This is a genomic window from Sphingomonas sp. BK235 (assembly GCF_004345855.1).
In the GTDB taxonomy this organism is placed as follows: domain Bacteria; phylum Pseudomonadota; class Alphaproteobacteria; order Sphingomonadales; family Sphingomonadaceae; genus Sphingomonas.
The window spans coordinates 133232-150026 of the sequence record NZ_SLXN01000004.1; the positions used below are offsets into that span (position 1 = coordinate 133232).

Here is a 16795-nt window from a genome sequence, read left to right on the forward strand (position 1 = left end):
AGGAGCGCTGGGATCCTCCCGGCATGGGAAGGGGGACCGTCACCCGCAGCGTCGTGGTGGAGGGGGCTCGCCCCGCACACGCCGGCTCGATCGCGGAGAGCCCCCTCCACCAGCCTGCGGCTGTCGTGAAGGTGGAGTTGCCCCCGGCAATTCCAGCCATATCCGGGGGACATGGCGACCTGCACGACCCTTCCCGTGCCGAAGACGGTTTGGGCCTACCGCCGCTCGTACGCCTTGGGCAGCGCGCCCTCGGTCGGGGTCAGGTAGCGGTCGCGCAGCTCGGTCTGGCGCGAGCGCATCGGCTGCGCGCGGCCGTCGACCCAGGTCGCCACCGGCACCGACGACAGCTCGAGCGGGTCGCCGTCCCACAGCACGACGTCCGCACGCCGCCCCGGACGCAGCGAGCCGATCTCGCCGCCCAGCCCGATCGCCTCGGCGGGGCCGCTGGTGATCGACGCCCAGGCCTGGCCCCAGTCGAGCCCGGTCGCGCCCGGCACGCGCGTGATCGCCACGAGGTTGCCGGCGAACTGGCGCAGCACATGGTCGCCGCCCGACGCCCCGGTCGACGACAGCGCCACCTGCACCCCCGCCGCGCGCATCCGCCCGACGTTCGACTCGGTCGCGGCGAGGCTCTCGAAGCTGGCGGGCAGGTCGGCGAGCGCGTGCGCGATCACCGGCACGCGCGCCGCGGCGATCTCGCGCGCCACCAGCCAGCCCTCGGCGACGCCGACCAGCACCAGCTTCACCTTCGCATAGTCGCGCGTCAGCCCGAGCACCTGGCGGATGTCCGCCGCGCGCTCGACATGGACCAGCAGCGGCAGCTGCCCGTCGAGCACGCGCCCGAGCGTCTCGGCGTCCGCGCGGGTCACCAGCGAGTCGCGCGAGCGGCCGTCGAACCCCTTGGGGTCGCGGCGATAGTCCTGCGCCTGCTGGAAGGCGTCGCGCAGCAGCGCCCAGGCCGCGGGGCGGCTGCCGCCGGCGAGCTTGCCACCGTCCTCGCCCAGCTCGACATATTCGAACGCGCGCGCACGGGTGAGCGCATCGGGGTCGCTGCCGAGGTCGATCACCGCGCCCTGCCCGGCGAAGATCGACCCGCCCGCGTCGGGCGCGACGATCGCGCGCGTGACGCCGCCGAGCCGCTCGTTGGCGACCTTCACCCCCGACGGATTGACCGCGACCGACACGTCGATCGAGGCCTTGTACGGCGAGTTCCTCGCGCCCGCGTCATTGCTCTCGGACACGCCGTCGGCGTCGACCAGCGACAGGTCGGTCATCGCCGAGACCACGCCCGGCGTCACCCATTTGCCGGTGGCGTCGACCAGCTCGGCGCCCGCGGGCACCGCCACGCCCGCGCCCGCGGCGACGACGCGGCCGTCGGCGATCACGACGGTGCCGCGCTCGATCGGCGCCGAGCCGTCACCGATCGCGACGGTGCCGCCGGTGATCGCGATCGTCTGCGCCGCGGCGGGCATGGCCAGCACGCTGGCGGCGAGGAGGAGCACCGCGCGCGTCACTTGACGTCTCCCGAACCGGGCTGGCCGAGCTCGAAGTCGCTCACCGGGCGGCGCTTCGGGTCGCTCGAATCGTAGAGCAGCGCGCCGTCGACCCAGACCTTCTCGGGCCTGGTGTAGACGCTGAACGGATTGCCGTTCCACAGCACCGCGTCGGCCATCTTGCCGGGGCGCAGGCTGCCGGTCTGCGCGTCGATGCCGAGCGCCTTGGCCGGCCCGAGCGAGAGCCACTTCCACGCCGCCTCGTCACTCACCTGGATCCCGGCATGGCGCGCCGAGGAGAGTACTTTCGCGACCTCCTGGTTGAGCCGCTGGATGCCGTTCTCGTCGTCGGAGTGGATCATCGCGCACGCGCCCGCGTGATCGAGGATCGCGAGATTCTCGCCGATCCCGTCGTAGCTCTCCATCTTGAAGCCGTACCAGTCGGCCCAGACCGCGGCGCAGGTGCCGCTGGCCCTGAGCAGGTCCGCGATCTTGTAGGCCTCGACCGCGTGGTGGAAGGCGGTGACGTGGTAGCCGAACTCCTTGGCCATATCGAGCACGATGGCCATCTCGTCGGCGCGGTAGCAGTGGTTCTGCACCATGATCTCGCCCGAGAGCACGCCGCGCAGCGTGTCCATGCCGATGTCGCGGTCGGGCGGATCGCCGCCGTCCTTCTCGTATTTGTCCCACTTGCGCTTGTACGCCACCGCCTTGGCCCAGGTCTGGCGATCCACCGCGACATTGCCCATGCGGGTCGACGGCGCGCGGTTCTTGCCGCCGTAGACGCGCTTGGGGTTCTCGCCGCACGCCATCTTGAGGCCGTAGGGCGCACCGGGGAACTTCATCGCCTGCATCGTGCGCGCGTAGACGTTCTTGAGCACCACGCTGCGCCCGCCCATCAGATTGGCCGAGCCCGGCAGGATCTGCAGCGTCGTCACCCCGCCGTTGGCGAGCGCGCGGCCGAAGCCGGGGTCCTGCGGCCACACGCTGTGCTCGGCCCAGACGTCGGCGGTGATCGGCGCGGTCGCCTCGTTGCCGTCGGACAGCGCCTGCACCTGCGGGCTGGGATAGTCGCCGAGATGGCTGTGGATGTCGACGATGCCGGGGGTGATATACTTGCCCGCGCCGTCGATCACGGTCGCGCCCGCGGGCGCGTCGAGCGACTGACCCACCGCGGCGATCTTGCCGTCCGCGAGCAGCACCGCGCCGCGATCGATCCGCCCGCCCTCGCCGTCGAACACGGTGACGTTGCGCACCAGCGTCGGCACGCCGGGATAAGCGTGGTAGGTGGAAGGGTAAGGATCGCGCGCGTATTTCACCGGCGGCGCCTTGGCGGCGGTGCTCCTGGGGCGGTCCTTGCCGTCGCTCGCGCACGCGGCGAGCGGCAGCACCATCGCGACCGCGCACATCAACGCGCCTCGCGCACGACCCAGCTTCATGCGAACCCCCTTATGCTTGTCTGTTCGGCGCGTACGATCATGGAGCCGCCCACGTAGAGCGGTCAAGCGTCGTGCGAAATTGGGACGGTTCGGCCCGACATTGCCGCGCACAAGTTTTCACGTGTCGCATTGCGTAAATACATGTTAGAACTATTGTCTCCGACGCGTTGACGGCGCCTGGAGCGCTGTATAGACGCCACGATACCATTTCGAGGAGCGTTATGATGACCGACGAGACCGCCAGCACCAATGTGGTCGAGCTCGCCACCGAACTGACGATCGCCTGGCTGTCCAATCCCAACACGCGCGCCTCGGGCGAGGACGTTCCGGCGTTTCTGCGGACGATGCACGACGCCGTGTCGAACCTGTCGTCCAGCACTTCGACGGCCGCGTCGGAAGAGCCGGCGAGCGAGTACACACCCGCGGTTTCCGTGCGCAAGTCGCTCGCGTCGAAGGATCATCTGATCTCGCTGATCGACGGCAAGCCGTACAAGACGCTGCGCCGCCACCTCGCCGGCCACGGCCTGACCCCGGACGAGTATCGCCAGCGCTTCGGCCTGAAGCCCGATTATCCGATGGTCGCCGAGAATTACTCGCAGGCGCGCCGCGACATGGCGAAGAAGATCGGCCTCGGCCGCAAGCCCGGCGCGCGTCGCGGCGGCGGTGACGAGGCGACCCCGGCGCCGGCCCCGCGCGGCCGTCGCAAGGCGGCGCCGGCGGAGGCCTGAGCCCCGCCGCGGCGGAGCGGGGCCGTGCGTGACGCCGCCACCGCTCCGCCGTCGCCGTTGGTCGAGCGCGCCCGCGGCGCGCTCGCACGGCGTCTCCACGCCCTGGTGGGCAGCGACGCGATCGACCTCGCGCGCGCGCCCGACGATCCCGGGCTGATCGCGCGCGACTCGCCCGCCTGGGCGATCCACGCCGATTTCTCCGCGATGATGATCGGCGGCATCTCCGCGCTGCTGCTCCAGATGCTCCACCCGCGCGCGCTCGCGGGCGTGTGGGACCATAGCGGCTTCCGCGACGACCGGCTGGCGCGGCTGCGCCGCACCGCGGGGTTCATCGCGGTCACCACCTTCGGCGCGACCGACACCGCCGAGCGCGCGATCGCGCAGGTGCGCCGCGTCCACGCGCGCGTCGCGGGGACATTGCCCGACGGGACCGGCTATCGCGCCGACGATCCCGATCTGCTCACCTGGATCCATGTCGCCGAGGTGGACAGCTTCCTGCGCGCCTATCGACGCTATCGCGACCCGACGCTGGGCGCGGCCGAGCAGGACCGCTATCTCGCCGATACCGCGCCGCTGGCGGAGCGGCTGGGGGCACATGACGTGCCGCGCTCGCGCGCCGCGGTGGCGGCCTATTACGCGCGGGTGCTGCCGGACCTGCGCGCCGACCATCGCACGCGCGAGGTGGCGGCGGCGCTGCTCGCGCCCGGCGACGATGCGGCGGGGTCGGCGGCGCTGGCGCTGGCGGGCGCGGCGGCGGTGGACCTGCTGCCGGACTGGGCCGCCGCGCTGCACGGACGCGCCACCCCGGCCGCGGCGCGCCCCGCGATCCGCGCGGGCGCGCGCGGGATGAGCCGCGTGCTGCGCTGGGCGCTCAAAGTGGCGTGAGGGGTGGCGCGGCCTCGTCGCCGCGCCGCCTTGATCGTTGACGCGCTGCGCCGGAAGGTGAGTGCGCGGCGCCGCGCGAGATCGTCTTCGGTCGCGGGGACGGCGACGGGTCGCCGCCCCCGCCCCGATCAGCCCACCACGACGGTGACGGCGCGGCGGTTCTGTGCCCAGCTCTCCTCGTCCGAGCCGAGCGCGACCGGGCGCTCCTTGCCGTAGCTGATCGTGGTGATCCGTGCCGGCGCGATGCCGCGCGCCACCAGATAGTTCTTCGCCGCATTGGCGCGGCGGTCGCCCAGCGCGAGGTTATACTCGCGCGTGCCGCGCTCGTCGGCATGGCCCTCCACCGTGATGCGCACATTGGGGTAGCGCGTCAGCCACGCCGCCTGGCTGTCGAGGATGCCGCGCGCGGTGCCGTCGATGTCGTACATGTCGAGCCCGAACAGCACCGTGTCGCTCTGCGCCGAGCGCTTGAAATCGGCCGCCGAGCCCGGCGTGATCCCGCCGTTGGGGTCGGTCGCGGGCGCCGGCGGCGCCTCGGGTGCGCCGCCGGGGGCGGGCGGCAGCACGTCGGGGCGCTTCTTCGAGCAGGCCGCGGTGGCCACCAGAGCCGTCGCCATCAACAGGGTGGTCGTCAAACGTGCCATCGCGTGTTCTCCCTTGTTCGCCAGTGTTTTGATCGTTGCGTATCGGATGAAGTGTCGCCGCTTCCGCTCACGGGCGCAATGGCCCCCAGGCCGGATCCGAGCCGTCGAGCGGCGTCGGCACGCGGCGCTCGTTGACGCCGGTGAGGTCGACCGACCACAGATCGGCCTTGCCGGCGTTGCCGCGGCCCTGGCGGAAGAACATCAGCACGCGGCCGTTGGGGCTCCACGACGGGCCCTCGTCCTGCCAGCTGTTGGTCAGCAGCTTCTCGCCGGAGCCGTTCGGGCTCATGATGCCGATGCGGAACGCGCCCTGGATCTTGGTGAAGGCGATCAGGTCGCCGCGCGGGCTCCACACCGGCGTGGCATAGCGCCCGCCGCCGAAGCTGATGCGCTGCTGGTTCGATCCGTCCGCGTTCATCACGTAGATCTGCTGCCCGCCCGAGCGGTCGCTCTCGAACACGATGCGCGAGCCGTCGGGCGAGTAGCTGCCGCCGGTGTCGATGCCGGGCGAGTTGGTCAGCCGCTGCGGCGTGCCGCCCGCGGCCGGGACGCGGTACAGATCGGTGTTGCCCGCCTGCGCCATCGAGAAGAGGATATAGCGCCCGTCGGGCGAGAAGCGCGGCGCGAAGGTGGTGGCGACGTTCTGCACCACCAGCCGCTGCCGCCCCGAGCCGAGCTCGTAGACATAGATGGCGGGGGTCCGTCCCACATAGCTCATATAGACGATCGACTGCTGGTTGGGCGCGAAGCGCGGCGTCAGCACGATCGACGAGCCCGCGGTGAGGAAGCGGCTGTTGGCGCCGTCCTGGTCCATGATCGCGAGCCGCTTGATGCGGTTGGCCTTGGGCCCGGTCTCGCTGACATAGACGACGCGGCTGTCGAAATAGGCGCCCTCGCCGGTGAGGCGGGTGTAGACCATGTCGGCGCATTTGTGCGCGGCGCGGCGCCAGTCCGACGGCGGCACGACGAAGCCCTGACGCGTCAGCTCGGTGCGCGCAGACACGTCGTAGAGGTAGCAGCCGACCGTCAGCGTGCCGTCGCCGTTGGCGCGGATATAGCCTTGCACCAGCGCCTGCGCGCCCGACCCGCCCCAGTAATCATAAGCGGGCGCGGTCACCTCGGGGAAGGCGATCGCGCGCGTCGCGGCGCCGGCCAGCGGGTTGAACAGCCCCGAGTTGCGCAGGTCGTTGGCGACGATCTCGCTGAGCTGCCGGCCGAGCCGGTCGGTCGGGCCGGCGGGGGTCTGCACCACCGCCTGGGTCGGCATCGGCGGGATCGCGATCGGCATCGGCGCCGAGATGCCGCCGGTGACGTCGACCTCGAGCGGCGGCGGGGTCTGGCCGACGGGCGCGCCGGGCTGCTGCGCCGGCGCGGGCGCGGCGGGGGTGCCGGCGGGCGGGACGAGCTGCGCCGCGGCGGGGGTGGCGAGGAAGGCGGCGGCCGAGGCGAGCAGCGCGGTGAGGCCGGCGGCGGCACGCGCGGGCGTACGGCCGGTGGTGCGCGCGGGCATGTGGCCGGCGGTGCGCACACGACGCTCGCCCAGCACACCCCCGTCATCCCGGACTTGTTCCGGGATCCACCGTGCCGCGAACGCAGCGGCCGAGGCGCTCGCGGAAACCTGAATCCCGGAACACGTCCGGGATGACGGGGTGGATGGGGCCGCGAGCTGCCCTCCCATTGGGGCACCGGCATCCGTCGGAGGGACGCGCCCCGTCCCCCTGCCGTCATCCCGGACTTGGTCCGGGATCCACCGTGCCGCGAACGCAGCGGCCGAGGCGCTTGCGGAACCCTGGATCCCGGAACACGTCCGGGATGACGGTGTGAATGGGGTGCCGGTCTGCCCTGCCGACTGGCCCCCGGCCTCCACCGGGGTGACGGCGTAAGAAGAGGCCCGGCGGAAGGGCGTAGAACCGCAGAGTCGGAGTCGCATCACCGCAGTTTCCAATTGTAGTTGATGTTGCTCCACCCCCCGTTGGCGGTGGCATAATATTCGGCCGGCAGCTTGAGCGGCGAGCAGCCCTTGAACGCGGCCACGCCGAGATCGACCACGCGCCGCGCGTAGCGCTGGTTGTCGTCGTCGACGCCCGACTGGCGCACCACTGTCGGCACCGCCGCCAGCGTGCCGTCGCGGTTGAGCCGCAGGTTGAGCGTGGTGACGATCTGGTTGGCGCCCGGGCCGGGATCGACCTGACGGTCGGCGCAGGGCTGGATCTGGCGCGCGATCGCCTGCTGGATCCCCGCCAGCGCGCGCGCGTCGACCCGCGCCGCGGACGGCGGCGCGTCGCTCTCCTTGGCGCTGCTCTTCTCCGCGGTGAGGCCCTTGAGGAAGTCGCTGCCGAGCCGGCCGCCCTTGGGGCGCTCGGCCTTGGCGGTCTCGGTCTTCCCCGCGCCCTTGGCCGCGGCGGCGGGCGCCTTGGCCTTGCTCGGCGCGCTCGCGGCGCTCTGCTGCTTGGTCGGCGCGGACTTGGCCGGCGCCTTCTCCGCCGCCGGGGCCGGCTTGGGCCTGGGCTGCGGCCTGGGTTCGGGCTTGGGCGCGGGCGCCGGCTTGGGTGGCGCAGGCTTGGGCGGCGCCGGTTTCGGCGGCGCGGGCTTCGGCTCCGGTTTAGGCTCCGGGCGCGGCTCGGGGACCGGCGCGGGGGCGGGCACCGGCGCGGGCGGCGCCGCGGCGGGCGGCGGCGAGTCGACCGGCTCGCCCGCCTCGGGCGACACGCGCTGCGACGGCGGCTCGGTCGCGGCGGGCGCGGCGGCCTCGAGCCCGACGTCCTGCACGAGGCTGACCTCGACCGGGTTCTGCTTCAGCTTGATCGGGTTGGGCGTATCGAGGAAGCCGACCGACAGCAGGCCGAAGAGCAGGATATGCCCGGCCGCCGCGACTCCCAGCCCGATCTTCTCGGCGCGTTCCACGTCCGCGTCAGTCCTCGCCGACGGTGACGAGCGCGACGCGGTTGAGCCCGGCGCGGTTGAGCTCGCCCATCACGCGCATCACGCGGCCATAGTCGAGCCCGCGGTCGGCGCGCAGGAACACCTGCGGCGGCTGGCCGTCCTTGCCCGTGGCGGCAATGGCGGCAAGCCGCGACGCCAGCGCGTCGGCGGGCACCTCCTCCTTGGCGACGAAGATCCGGCCCTGCTCGTCGAGCGAGATCTCGGTCGGCTGCTGGTCCTGGTCGAGCGGCTTGGCGCGGCTGTCGGGCAGGTTCACCGGCACGCCCTGGGTGAGCAGCGGCGCGGTCACCATGAAGATGATCAGCAGCACCAGCATGACGTCGACCAGCGGCGTCACGTTGATCTCCGCCATCGGCGCCTTGCGGCCCTTGCCGCGGCTGGAGGGGAGGTTCATCGCCATGTGCGCTAGCCCTCAGCGCTCGCCGTCGAGCTGGCGCGACAGCGTGGCGTGGAAGCCGTCGGCGAAGCGGTTGAGCCGCGCCTCGATGCGGTTGATGGCATGGCCGAAGCGATTGTACGCAATCACCGCGGGGATCGCCGCGAACAGCCCGATCGCGGTGGCGAACAGCGCCTCGGCGATGCCCGGCGCCACCACCGAGAGGCTGGTGTTCTGCTGGCTGGCGATCGCGGTGAAGCTGCGCATGATGCCCCACACCGTGCCGAACAGCCCGACGAACGGCGCCACCGAGCCGACCGTGGCGAGCACGTTGAGCCGGTCCGAGATGTCGTCGATCTCCTTGGCCACCGCCGCGCCCATCACCGTGCCGAGCCGCTCGCGCGTGCCGTCGCGATCGATCACATTGCCGTGGGTCGAGCGGCGCCACTCGGTGACGCCGGCGGCGAGCACGCGCGCGGACGGCAGGTCGCTCTGGCCGTTGCTCTTGTAGAAGGCGTCGATGTCGTCCGCCTTCCAGAAGTCGCGCTCGAACTGCGCGCTCTTGCGCTTGGTGCGGCCGAGCTTGAGCCAGAAGCCGATGATGATCGCCCAGGTCCAGATGCTGGCGAGCAGCAGCCCGAGCATCACGCCCTTCACCACCCAATCGGCCTGGAGGAACAGCGCGATCGGCGACAGGGTCGCGGCGTCGGTCTGCAATATCGGATTCACGGCGTCTCTTCCCCTGTGGTGTCGGCCGACGCGCTATCCGCCGCGGCGGTGGCGGCGAGGCGGCGGAACTGCTCGAGCCAGGCTGCCGGCTGGCGCCGCGGCCGACCGTCGGCGCCGACCAGCGCGGCGGTGACCTCTGCCCGCGCCAGCATTTCCGCGCCGCGCCTGACTGTCTGATGAATGACCACGCTGGCGGCGCGCGCCTGCGCCACCTCGCTCTCCACCAGCAGCGCGTCGCCGAGCCGCGCGGGGGCGGCGTAGCGGATGTGCAGGTCGGCGATGGCATAGGCGCCGCCGCCCGCCTCATGATGCGCGCGCTGGTCGATCCCGGCGACGTGGAGCATGTCGGAACGGGCGCGCTCCATGTAGCGCAGGTAATTGGCGTGGTAGACCACGCCGGAGAGATCGGTGTCCTCGAAATAGACGCGCAGCGGGAAGAGATGCACCCTCCCCGCGAACCGCCCCTCCGCTGGCTGATCCTGGCCGCCCGCCGTCATGGCTGAGGCTGGTAACCGATGCGCCGGGGGGTGGGAACCCCGCTTGGGGATGACGTGGGTCAGCGCGGCACGGCGGCGGGCGCGTCATAGACTCCGCCGGGCGCGGCCGCGACGAAGCGGTCGGGCGCGATCCCCGCCGCCGCCAGCGCCGCGGCGAGCGCGTCGCGCGGCGCCTCGCGCGCCTCGTCGGTGAGCTGGAACGTGCCCCAATGGATCCCCAGCGCGCGCCGCGCGCCCACCGCGGCGAAGATCCGCACCGCCTCGGCGGGATCGACGTGCTGCGGCGCCATGAACCAGCGCGGCTCATAGGCGCCGATCGGGATCAGCGCGAGATCGGGCGCGCCGAGCCGCGCGCCGATCTGCGTGAAGAGCGCGCCGTCGCCATAGCCGGTGTCGCCCGCGAACCACAGCCGCTGCCCCGCCACCTCGAGCGCGTGCCCCGCCCACAGTGACATGCGCGCGTCGCGCGGGCTGCGATTGCTCCAGTGGAGCGCTGGCGTGAGCGTGCTGGTCATCGCGTCGTCGAGCGCGAGCCGCTGCCACCAGTCGCCCGCGATCGTGCGTGCGCCGGGGACCGCGGCGCGCACGATCGCGTCGACCCCGAGAGGGGTGGCGATCAGCGGCGCGTGCGCGGCGTGGAGCCGGCGCAGCGTCGCGACGTCGAGATGGTCGTAGTGGCAATGGCTCAGCAGCACCGCGTCGATCGGCGGCAGATCGTCGAAGGCGATCCCCGGCGCGGTGACGCGGCGCGGCCCCGCGAAGCGTACCGGGCTGGCCCGTTCCGACCACAGCGGGTCGGTGAGCAGGTTGCGCCCCGCGACCTGGATCAGCAGCGCGGCATGGCCCACCATCGTGACGCGCAGCCGGTCGACCCGCGCCGCGGGCAGCGCCGGCGTGACCGCGACCGCGCGCGGCCAGCGCGCCGCGGCGCCTGCGAGCTTCCAGCGCAGCAGCGCGCGCAGCGTGCCGCGCGCGGGCGGCGCGCCCGGGTTGAAGAAGCGCGTGCCGTCGTAATGATCGCTCGACGGCCCGTCGTAATAAGGATTGTGCGCCATGCGCGCGACGCTAGCCGCTGCCAGCCGGCGACGGAACCGCGCACGGCCGCTCGGCGTGTCGGGTCTGAGCTGGGCGGGCCTCGGCGAGACCCGCCCCGTAAGCGTCAGCGCCCGATGCTGGTGTACTGGAACCCCGCCGCGGCGATCTCGTCGGGATTGTAGATGTTGCGCAGGTCGATCAGCACCGGCGCCTTGAGCAGCGACTTGACGCGGTCGAGGTCGAGCGCGCGGAACTGGTCCCATTCGGTGACGATGGCGAGCGCGTCCGCGCCCTCGATCGCCTCATAGGGGCCGGTGCAATAGGTGACGTTGTCCAGCACCTTCTGCGCCTGCTCGGTGCCCTCGGGATCATAGGCCTTCACCGTCGCGCCGGCGTCCTGCAGCGTCTGGATCACCGAGATCGCCGGGGAGTCGCGCATGTCGTCGGTGTTGGGCTTGAAGGTCAGTCCCAGCACCGCGACCGTCTTGCCGCGCACGTCGTCACCCATCGCATGGACGATCTTGCGCCCCATCGCGCGCTTGCGATTGTCGTTCACCGCGACCACCGCCTCGACGATGCGCTGCGGCGCGTCATAGTCCTGGCTGGTCTTGAGCAGCGCCAGCGTGTCCTTGGGGAAGCACGAGCCGCCATAGCCCGGCCCGGCGTGGAGGAACTTCGAGCCGATGCGATTGTCGAGCCCGATGCCGCGGCTGACGTCCTTCACGTCCGCGCCCACCTTCTCGCACAGGTCGGCGATCTCGTTGATGAAGGTGATCTTGGTCGCGAGGAAGGCGTTGCCGGCATATTTGATCAGCTCGGCGGTGCGGCGCTTGGTCACCAGGATCGGCGCGGCGTTGAGGTAGAGCGGGCGGTACACCTGGCGCATCACCTCGGTGGCGCGATCGTCCTCGGAGCCGATGACGATGCGGTCGGGACGCTTGAAGTCGTCGATCGCGGCGCCCTCGCGCAGGAACTCGGGGTTGGACACCACGCCGAAATCGGCGTCGGGCGCGGCCTCGCCGATGATCCGCTCGACCTCGTCGCCGGTGCCCACCGGGACGGTCGACTTGGTGACGATCACGGTATAGCCGTCGAGCGCCTCGCCGATCTCCTTGGCGGCGGCATAGACATAGGACAGATCGGCGTGGCCGTCGCCGCGGCGCGACGGGGTGCCGACCGCGATGAACACCGCGTCCGCGCCCGTCACGCCCTCCTTGAGGTCGGTGGTGAAGCGCAGCCGCCCCGCCTGGACGTTGCGCGCCACCAGATCCTCCAGACCCGGCTCGTAGATCGGCATCTTGCCCGCGAGCAGCCGCTCGATCTTGCCCGCGTCCTTGTCGACGCACACGACGTCATGCCCGAAGTCCGCGAAGCAGGTGCCCGACACCAGCCCGACATAGCCCGAACCGATCATGGTGATGCGCAAGATGGTCGCTCCTCATTCTCTTGGCGCTGTGCAGCGCGCGTCCCTCGGCGACGCGCTACCCACTCGCGCGCGGCCATGACAAGTCTTCTCATGTGCAGTGCAGCATACAAGTGGTCGGATTCGGGGCGGTAGCGCGGTGAAACACCGCGGCCGGGCACGATCGGCTGCCCCACCGAAACGGAGGCGAAGGCGATGGTCAGCGCGCCGCCGCCGCGCTAGCGTCGCGCCATCCGCCTGGGGAGTGCGCCGGTGATGCCGTTACACCTCGCTCTGGCGCTGGCGGGCGCGATCGCCCCCGCCGCGCTGCCGCAACAGCCCGCCGCCCCGCGCGATCCCGCCGCTGCGCCCGCCGCCCCCGCTCCTTCGGCCGAGCCGCTCGTCGCGGTGGCGCCCGAGCACCAGCGCGTCGCGGCGAACGGCGACATCATCGTCGCCGCGCCGCCGCGCCGCGTCATCAGCAACCAGGTGCGCACGCTGATCGGGCCGGAATCGCAGAACCAGCCGCTGGCGCGCTATCAGCAGCCGCTGTGCGTCGCGGTGGCGGGGCTGCCGCGCGACGTCAACGGCACGATCGCCAATCGCGTGCTGGACGATGCCGAGGCCGTGGGCATCAGGCTGGCGGGAAGGCGCTGCACCCCCAATACGATGATCCTGTTCGTCGACGACGCGCACGCGCAGGTCAGCCGGATGGTGAAGCGCGGCCATCGCGCGCTGCTGGGCGTCGGCTGGCCGGTGCGGCGCGCGCTGCTCCGCGCCACCGGCCCCGCCTTCGCCTGGCGGCTGACCGAGCTACGCACCCGCGGCGGCGAACCCGCCGGCCCGGAGCCCGGCCCGCCGGTGTTCCGCAACGCCGACGTGACGCGGATCGACCATCCGGTGCGGCTGGACGTGGTGGGCGCGGTGCTGATCGTCGAGCGCCGCGCCGCGATCGGCAAAACCCCGCAGCAGCTCGGCGACTATGCCGCGCTGCGGTTGCTGGCGGGGGCGCTGCAGCCGGCGGGGACGGGGTTGCCGACGATGCTCCGGCTGTTCGATCCCGACGCCCCCGCGCCCGCGGCGCTGACCGCGTTCGACCGCGGCTTCCTGCGCGGGCTGTACCTCGGCCCCGCCACCGCGCGCCAGGGCGCCCAGCGCGCGCGCATGACCAGCGCGATCGTGCGCGAGAGCGCCGCGCCCTGAGAGGTAGGACCGTCGGCGGTGGTCATGCTCCGGCGAGCGTCCCAGCACGACGGTGTGACGAGCGGGATCAGGCGCTCGTCTCTCGCCATTGCCCGCTCGACCGGGGTGTCCATGGCGCCGCTACAATCGCTGGGCTCGCTCTCGCGGGCGGATGGATCCCGGCGCGAGGGCCGGGATGACGGTGGTGGGAGCGGCCCGCCGCCCTCGTCATCCCGGGCTCGACCCGGGATCCATGGTGCCGCGAGGGTCACCGATGTGGCGCGCCTGGAACAAGGAACCCGGCTCGAGGAGAGACCTCCAGCTGGCCCGACATCTGCCTTCGCCCCCCTTCCGCCTCAATCCTCGACAGCCTCCCCCTTGAGCGCGAGCGCGCGCGCGTAGAGCGCGCGGCGGTCGAGCCCGAGCGCCTTGGCCACCTCCCCCGCCGCCTTGGACGCGGGCAGCCGCGTCAGCGCGTCGCGCAGCGCCGCCTCGGCCTCGTCCAGGCTCGCGGGCGCGGGCGGCGCGGGCGGCGCCACCACCACCACGATCTCGCCGCGGGGCGGCGCCTCGGCGTAGCGCGCCGCGAGCGCGGCGAGATCGCCCGTCACCGCTTCCTCGAACTTCTTGGTGATCTCGCGACACACCGCCGCCTCGCGCGCGCCCAGCTCCGCCGCCAGCGCGGCGAGGCACGCCGCCAGCCGCGGCCCCGATTCGTACAGCACCAGCGTCGCGCGCACCGCCGCCACCTCGCGGATCGCCTCGGCGCGCGCCTGCTCCTTGGGCGGCAGGAAGCCGAGGAACAGGAAGCGGTCGGTCGGCAGCCCCGCCAGCGTCAGCGCCGCCACCGCGGCACAGGCGCCGGGCACGGTGACGACGTGGCGCCCCGCCGCGCGCGCCTCGCGCACCAGCTTGTAGCCCGGATCGGAGATCAGCGGCGTCCCCGCGTCCGACACCAGCGCCACCACCTCGCTCGCCATCCGCTCGATCAGCCGCGGGCGCATCTCGGCGGCATTATGATCGTGATAGGGCAGCATCGGCCGCTTGACGCCGATATGGCGCAGCAGCCCGGCGGTGACGCGCGTGTCCTCCACCGCGATGACGGCGGCGGCGGCGAGCACCTCGGCGGCGCGCGGCGAGAGATCGCCGAGATTGCCGATCGGGGTGGCGACGATGTAGAGCCCGGGGAGTAGAGAGTTCACGGGAGTTGTCATGGCAGAGGCGATCGGGCGGCCGCAATGGTCGAGCGTAGTGAGCCGGTTGGTCGCGGTCACCGGCGCGCTGCTGCTCGCGGCCTGCTCGACGGTGGTGCCGCGCGCCCCCGTCGAGCAGCCGCGCGCGCCAACCAACGCGCCGCCGCCGCGCGACGCCGCGCCCGAGGTGGTCAGCGGCCTGCCGCGCGATACCGAGCGGCACCGGGTCGCACTGCTGGTGCCGCTGTCGGGCAGCAACGCCGGCGTGGGGCGCAGCCTCGCCAACGCCACGCAGCTGGCGCTGCTCGACACGCGCAACGCGCAGGTGCGGATCACCAGCTACGACACCGCCACCGGCGCGGCGCAGGCCGCGTCGCGCGCGATCGCGGACGGCGCGCAGCTGATCCTGGGGCCGCTGCTCGCCGAGGACGTGCGCGCGGTGGCGCCGATCGCGCGCGCCGCCAAGGTGCCGGTCCTGTCCTTCTCCAACGACACCGGCGTGGCGGGCAACGGCACCTATGTGCTGGGCTATGCGCCCGCCCAGTCGATCGATCGCGTCGTCGGTTATGCCCGCTCGCGCGGGATGAACAATTTCGGCGGGCTGGTCCCCAATGCGCTGTACGGCAGCCGCGCCTCCACCGCCTTCCTGCGCGCGGTCGAGCAGGCCGGCGGGCGCGTCGTCTCGCTCCAGACCTATGATCGCGGGCCGGGCGCGCTGGGCGCGGCGGTGCAGCGCATGGCCAAGGACGCGCCCTTCGACGCGATCCTGATCGCGGACAGCGCCGGCTCCGCCACCGCGGCGGTGCCGTTGCTCCGCCGCACCAGCCCGTCGGCGCAGATCCTCGGCACCGAATTGTGGAACGCCGACAAGGGCGCCGCCGCGCCCGCGCTGAGCGGATCGTGGTTCGCCAGCGTGCCCGACGACCTGTACCGCCAATATGCGCGCAACTATCGCACGCGCTTCAACGCCGCGCCCTATCGGCTGTCGAGCCTGGGCTATGATTCGGTGCTGCTGGTGGTGCGGATCGCGCGCGACTGGCGGCCGGGCACCGCCTTCCCCGAGCCGCGGCTGCGCGACGCCGACGGCTTCGCGGGAATCGACGGCGCGTTCCGCTTCGGCCGCGACGGCGTCGCCGAGCGCGCGCTGGAGGTGAAGGAGCTGCGCACCGGCGGCGCGGTGGCGGTCTCGCCCGCGCCGACGGGGTTCGCGGGCAAGTGAGCGCCGGCGCGACGCGCCCGCGTCGCAGCGCATTGTTCCTCCCCGCCGCCAACCCGCGCGCGATCGCCAAGGCGGCGACGCTCCCCTGCGACGCGGTGATCCTCGACCTGGAGGATTCGGTCGCGCCGACCGCCAAGCCCGCGGCGCGCGCCGCGGCGGTGGCGGCACTGGCGGCGGGCGGCTGGGGACACCGCGAGCGCGTCGTGCGCGTCAACGCCGCCGACACCGACTGGGGCGCGGAGGATCTCGCCGCGCTGCGCGGCGCGGCGCTCGACGCGGTGCTGCTCCCCAAGGTGGCGGACGCCGACTCGCTGCGCGCCGCACGTGCCGCGCTGGGCGACGGACCCGCCTTATGGGCGATGATCGAGACGGTGGCGGGCGTGGCCGCGCTGCGCGCGATCGCGGCGGCGGCGCGGGAGGTCGGACTGGTCGCGCTGGTGCTCGGGCCGAATGACCTGGCGCGCGAGCTGCGCTGTAGCCCGGGCGAGGATCGCGCGCCGCTCTGGCCGATCCTGACCGAGCTGGTGCTGGCGGCGCGGTGGGGCGGGGTCGCGGCGCTCGACGGCGTCACCAACACGATCGACGACACCGCGGCGATCGAGCGCGCGTGCGCGCAGGGCGCGCGCTGGGGCTTCGACGGCAAGACGCTGATCCACCCGGCACAGATCGCCCCGGCCAACCGCGCCTTCGCCCCCTCCCCCGCGGCGGTGGCGCGCGCCGAGGCGATCGTCGCCGCCTTCGCGCTGCCCGACCATGCCGCGCTCGGCGTGATCCGCGTCGAGGGCGAGATGGTGGAGCGACTCCATCTCGCCGAGGCGGAGCGCGTGATCGCGCTTCATCGCGCGATCACGGGAGGCGACTGAGACGCGCCTGACCTCCGCGCGATCATCCCTGGCGCGGCGCGGGATCCGGGTCGCGCACGCGGGGAATGTTGCTCCCGCGGACGAGTGGGTGCGGGCCGAGAAACGGCGGGCGGCGCGGCTGGTCTGAGCGGTCGCTGAACCGCAAGCGGCTGATCCGCCGCGATGAA

Annotated in this window: 16 protein-coding genes; 5 read left to right on the plus strand and 11 right to left on the minus strand. The window is 72.8% G+C overall.

Annotated features, from left to right (window positions below; translation table 11 throughout):
- Positions 1 to 215 precede the first annotated feature (215 nt).
- Complete coding sequence (locus EV292_RS12470; protein ID WP_132909780.1) at positions 216 to 1472, minus strand: amidohydrolase family protein; 1257 nt, start codon at positions 1470 to 1472, stop codon at positions 216 to 218.
- Positions 1473 to 1510: 38 nt separating this feature from the next.
- Positions 1511 to 2932 (minus strand): amidohydrolase, encoded by a 1422-nt coding sequence (locus tag EV292_RS12475; protein WP_207913420.1) that lies wholly within the window; start codon positions 2930 to 2932, stop codon positions 1511 to 1513.
- Positions 2933 to 3156: 224 nt separating this feature from the next.
- On the opposite strand from EV292_RS12475, the gene EV292_RS12480 reads away from it, so the two are divergent.
- Positions 3157 to 3660: a MucR family transcriptional regulator gene (locus EV292_RS12480; protein WP_132909552.1), complete on the plus strand. Its 504-nt coding sequence runs from the start codon at positions 3157 to 3159 to the stop codon at positions 3658 to 3660.
- A gap of 24 nt (positions 3661 to 3684) precedes the next feature.
- Positions 3685 to 4545 carry an oxygenase MpaB family protein gene (locus EV292_RS12485; protein WP_243693752.1) on the plus strand — a complete coding sequence of 287 codons (861 nt, stop codon included), beginning with the start codon at positions 3685 to 3687 and terminating at the stop codon, positions 4543 to 4545.
- 128 nt (positions 4546 to 4673) lie between these two features.
- Here EV292_RS12485 and pal read toward each other — a convergent pair whose 3' ends face one another.
- From pal to EV292_RS12525, 8 genes are all read right to left on the minus strand, one after another.
- The gene (gene pal / locus EV292_RS12490) at positions 4674 to 5189 is read right to left on the minus strand and encodes a peptidoglycan-associated lipoprotein Pal (protein WP_132909553.1); all 516 of its coding nucleotides are present in this window, start codon (positions 5187 to 5189) and stop codon (positions 4674 to 4676) included.
- Between the two features lie 67 nt (positions 5190 to 5256).
- Positions 5257 to 6735, minus strand: a complete 1479-nt coding sequence (gene tolB / locus EV292_RS12495) for a Tol-Pal system beta propeller repeat protein TolB (protein WP_243693753.1) — start codon at positions 6733 to 6735, stop codon at positions 5257 to 5259.
- A 383-nt stretch (positions 6736 to 7118) separates the two neighbouring features.
- Positions 7119 to 8093, minus strand: a complete 975-nt coding sequence (locus EV292_RS12500) for a cell envelope biogenesis protein TolA (RefSeq protein WP_132909555.1) — start codon at positions 8091 to 8093, stop codon at positions 7119 to 7121.
- A 7-nt stretch (positions 8094 to 8100) separates the two neighbouring features.
- Complete coding sequence (tolR, locus tag EV292_RS12505) at positions 8101 to 8532, minus strand: protein TolR (RefSeq protein ID WP_132909556.1); 432 nt, start codon at positions 8530 to 8532, stop codon at positions 8101 to 8103.
- Positions 8533 to 8544: 12 nt separating this feature from the next.
- A complete protein-coding gene (gene tolQ, locus EV292_RS12510) occupies positions 8545 to 9237 on the minus strand; it encodes a protein TolQ (RefSeq protein ID WP_132909557.1) in 693 nt (230 codons plus the stop codon).
- Positions 9234 to 9734, minus strand: coding sequence for a YbgC/FadM family acyl-CoA thioesterase (locus EV292_RS12515; protein ID WP_132909558.1), 501 nt, complete (start codon positions 9732 to 9734; stop codon positions 9234 to 9236). Before EV292_RS12515 ends, tolQ begins: the two co-directional genes overlap by 4 nt.
- Before the next feature lie 59 nt (positions 9735 to 9793).
- On the minus strand, positions 9794 to 10789 hold the full coding sequence (locus tag EV292_RS12520) for an MBL fold metallo-hydrolase (RefSeq protein ID WP_132909559.1): 996 nt from the start codon (positions 10787 to 10789) through the stop codon (positions 9794 to 9796).
- 104 nt (positions 10790 to 10893) lie between these two features.
- Complete coding sequence (locus EV292_RS12525) at positions 10894 to 12195, minus strand: UDP-glucose/GDP-mannose dehydrogenase family protein (RefSeq protein ID WP_132909560.1); 1302 nt, start codon at positions 12193 to 12195, stop codon at positions 10894 to 10896.
- A 249-nt stretch (positions 12196 to 12444) separates the two neighbouring features.
- Here EV292_RS12525 and EV292_RS12530 point away from each other — a divergent pair, with 249 nt between their 5' ends.
- Positions 12445 to 13374: a hypothetical protein gene (locus EV292_RS12530; RefSeq protein WP_165927097.1), complete on the plus strand. Its 930-nt coding sequence runs from the start codon at positions 12445 to 12447 to the stop codon at positions 13372 to 13374.
- A gap of 335 nt (positions 13375 to 13709) precedes the next feature.
- Here EV292_RS12530 and rsmI read toward each other — a convergent pair whose 3' ends face one another.
- Entirely contained in the window at positions 13710 to 14567 is an 858-nt protein-coding gene (gene rsmI, locus EV292_RS12535) for a 16S rRNA (cytidine(1402)-2'-O)-methyltransferase (RefSeq protein WP_132909562.1), read from the minus strand.
- Here rsmI and EV292_RS12540 point away from each other — a divergent pair.
- Complete coding sequence (locus EV292_RS12540; RefSeq protein WP_132909563.1) at positions 14566 to 15765, plus strand: penicillin-binding protein activator; 1200 nt, start codon at positions 14566 to 14568, stop codon at positions 15763 to 15765. The two genes, rsmI and EV292_RS12540, sit on opposite strands and share 2 nt — an antisense overlap.
- Positions 15762 to 16628, plus strand: coding sequence for a CoA ester lyase (locus EV292_RS12545; RefSeq protein ID WP_132909564.1), 867 nt, complete (start codon positions 15762 to 15764; stop codon positions 16626 to 16628). Before EV292_RS12540 ends, EV292_RS12545 begins: the two co-directional genes overlap by 4 nt.
- Positions 16629 to 16795: the final 167 nt, after the last annotated feature.

Bases quoted from the DNA above. Each gene is read 5' to 3' on its own strand.
- EV292_RS12470 (WP_132909780.1), bottom strand. From the start codon at position 1,472: ATGCCCGCCGCGGCGCAGACGATCGCGATCACCGGCGGCACCGTCGCG.
- EV292_RS12475 (WP_207913420.1), bottom strand. From the start codon at position 2,932: ATGAAGCTGGGTCGTGCGCGAGGCGCGTTGATGTGCGCGGTCGCGATG.
- EV292_RS12480 (WP_132909552.1), top strand. From the start codon at position 3,157: ATGACCGACGAGACCGCCAGCACCAATGTGGTCGAGCTCGCCACCGAA.
- pal (WP_132909553.1), bottom strand. From the start codon at position 5,189: ATGGCACGTTTGACGACCACCCTGTTGATGGCGACGGCTCTGGTGGCC.
- tolR (WP_132909556.1), bottom strand. From the start codon at position 8,532: ATGGCGATGAACCTCCCCTCCAGCCGCGGCAAGGGCCGCAAGGCGCCG.
- EV292_RS12515 (WP_132909558.1), bottom strand. From the start codon at position 9,734: ATGACGGCGGGCGGCCAGGATCAGCCAGCGGAGGGGCGGTTCGCGGGG.
- EV292_RS12520 (WP_132909559.1), bottom strand. From the start codon at position 10,789: ATGGCGCACAATCCTTATTACGACGGGCCGTCGAGCGATCATTACGAC.
- EV292_RS12540 (WP_132909563.1), top strand. From the start codon at position 14,566: ATGGCAGAGGCGATCGGGCGGCCGCAATGGTCGAGCGTAGTGAGCCGG.
- rsmI (WP_132909562.1), bottom strand. From the start codon at position 14,567: ATGACAACTCCCGTGAACTCTCTACTCCCCGGGCTCTACATCGTCGCC.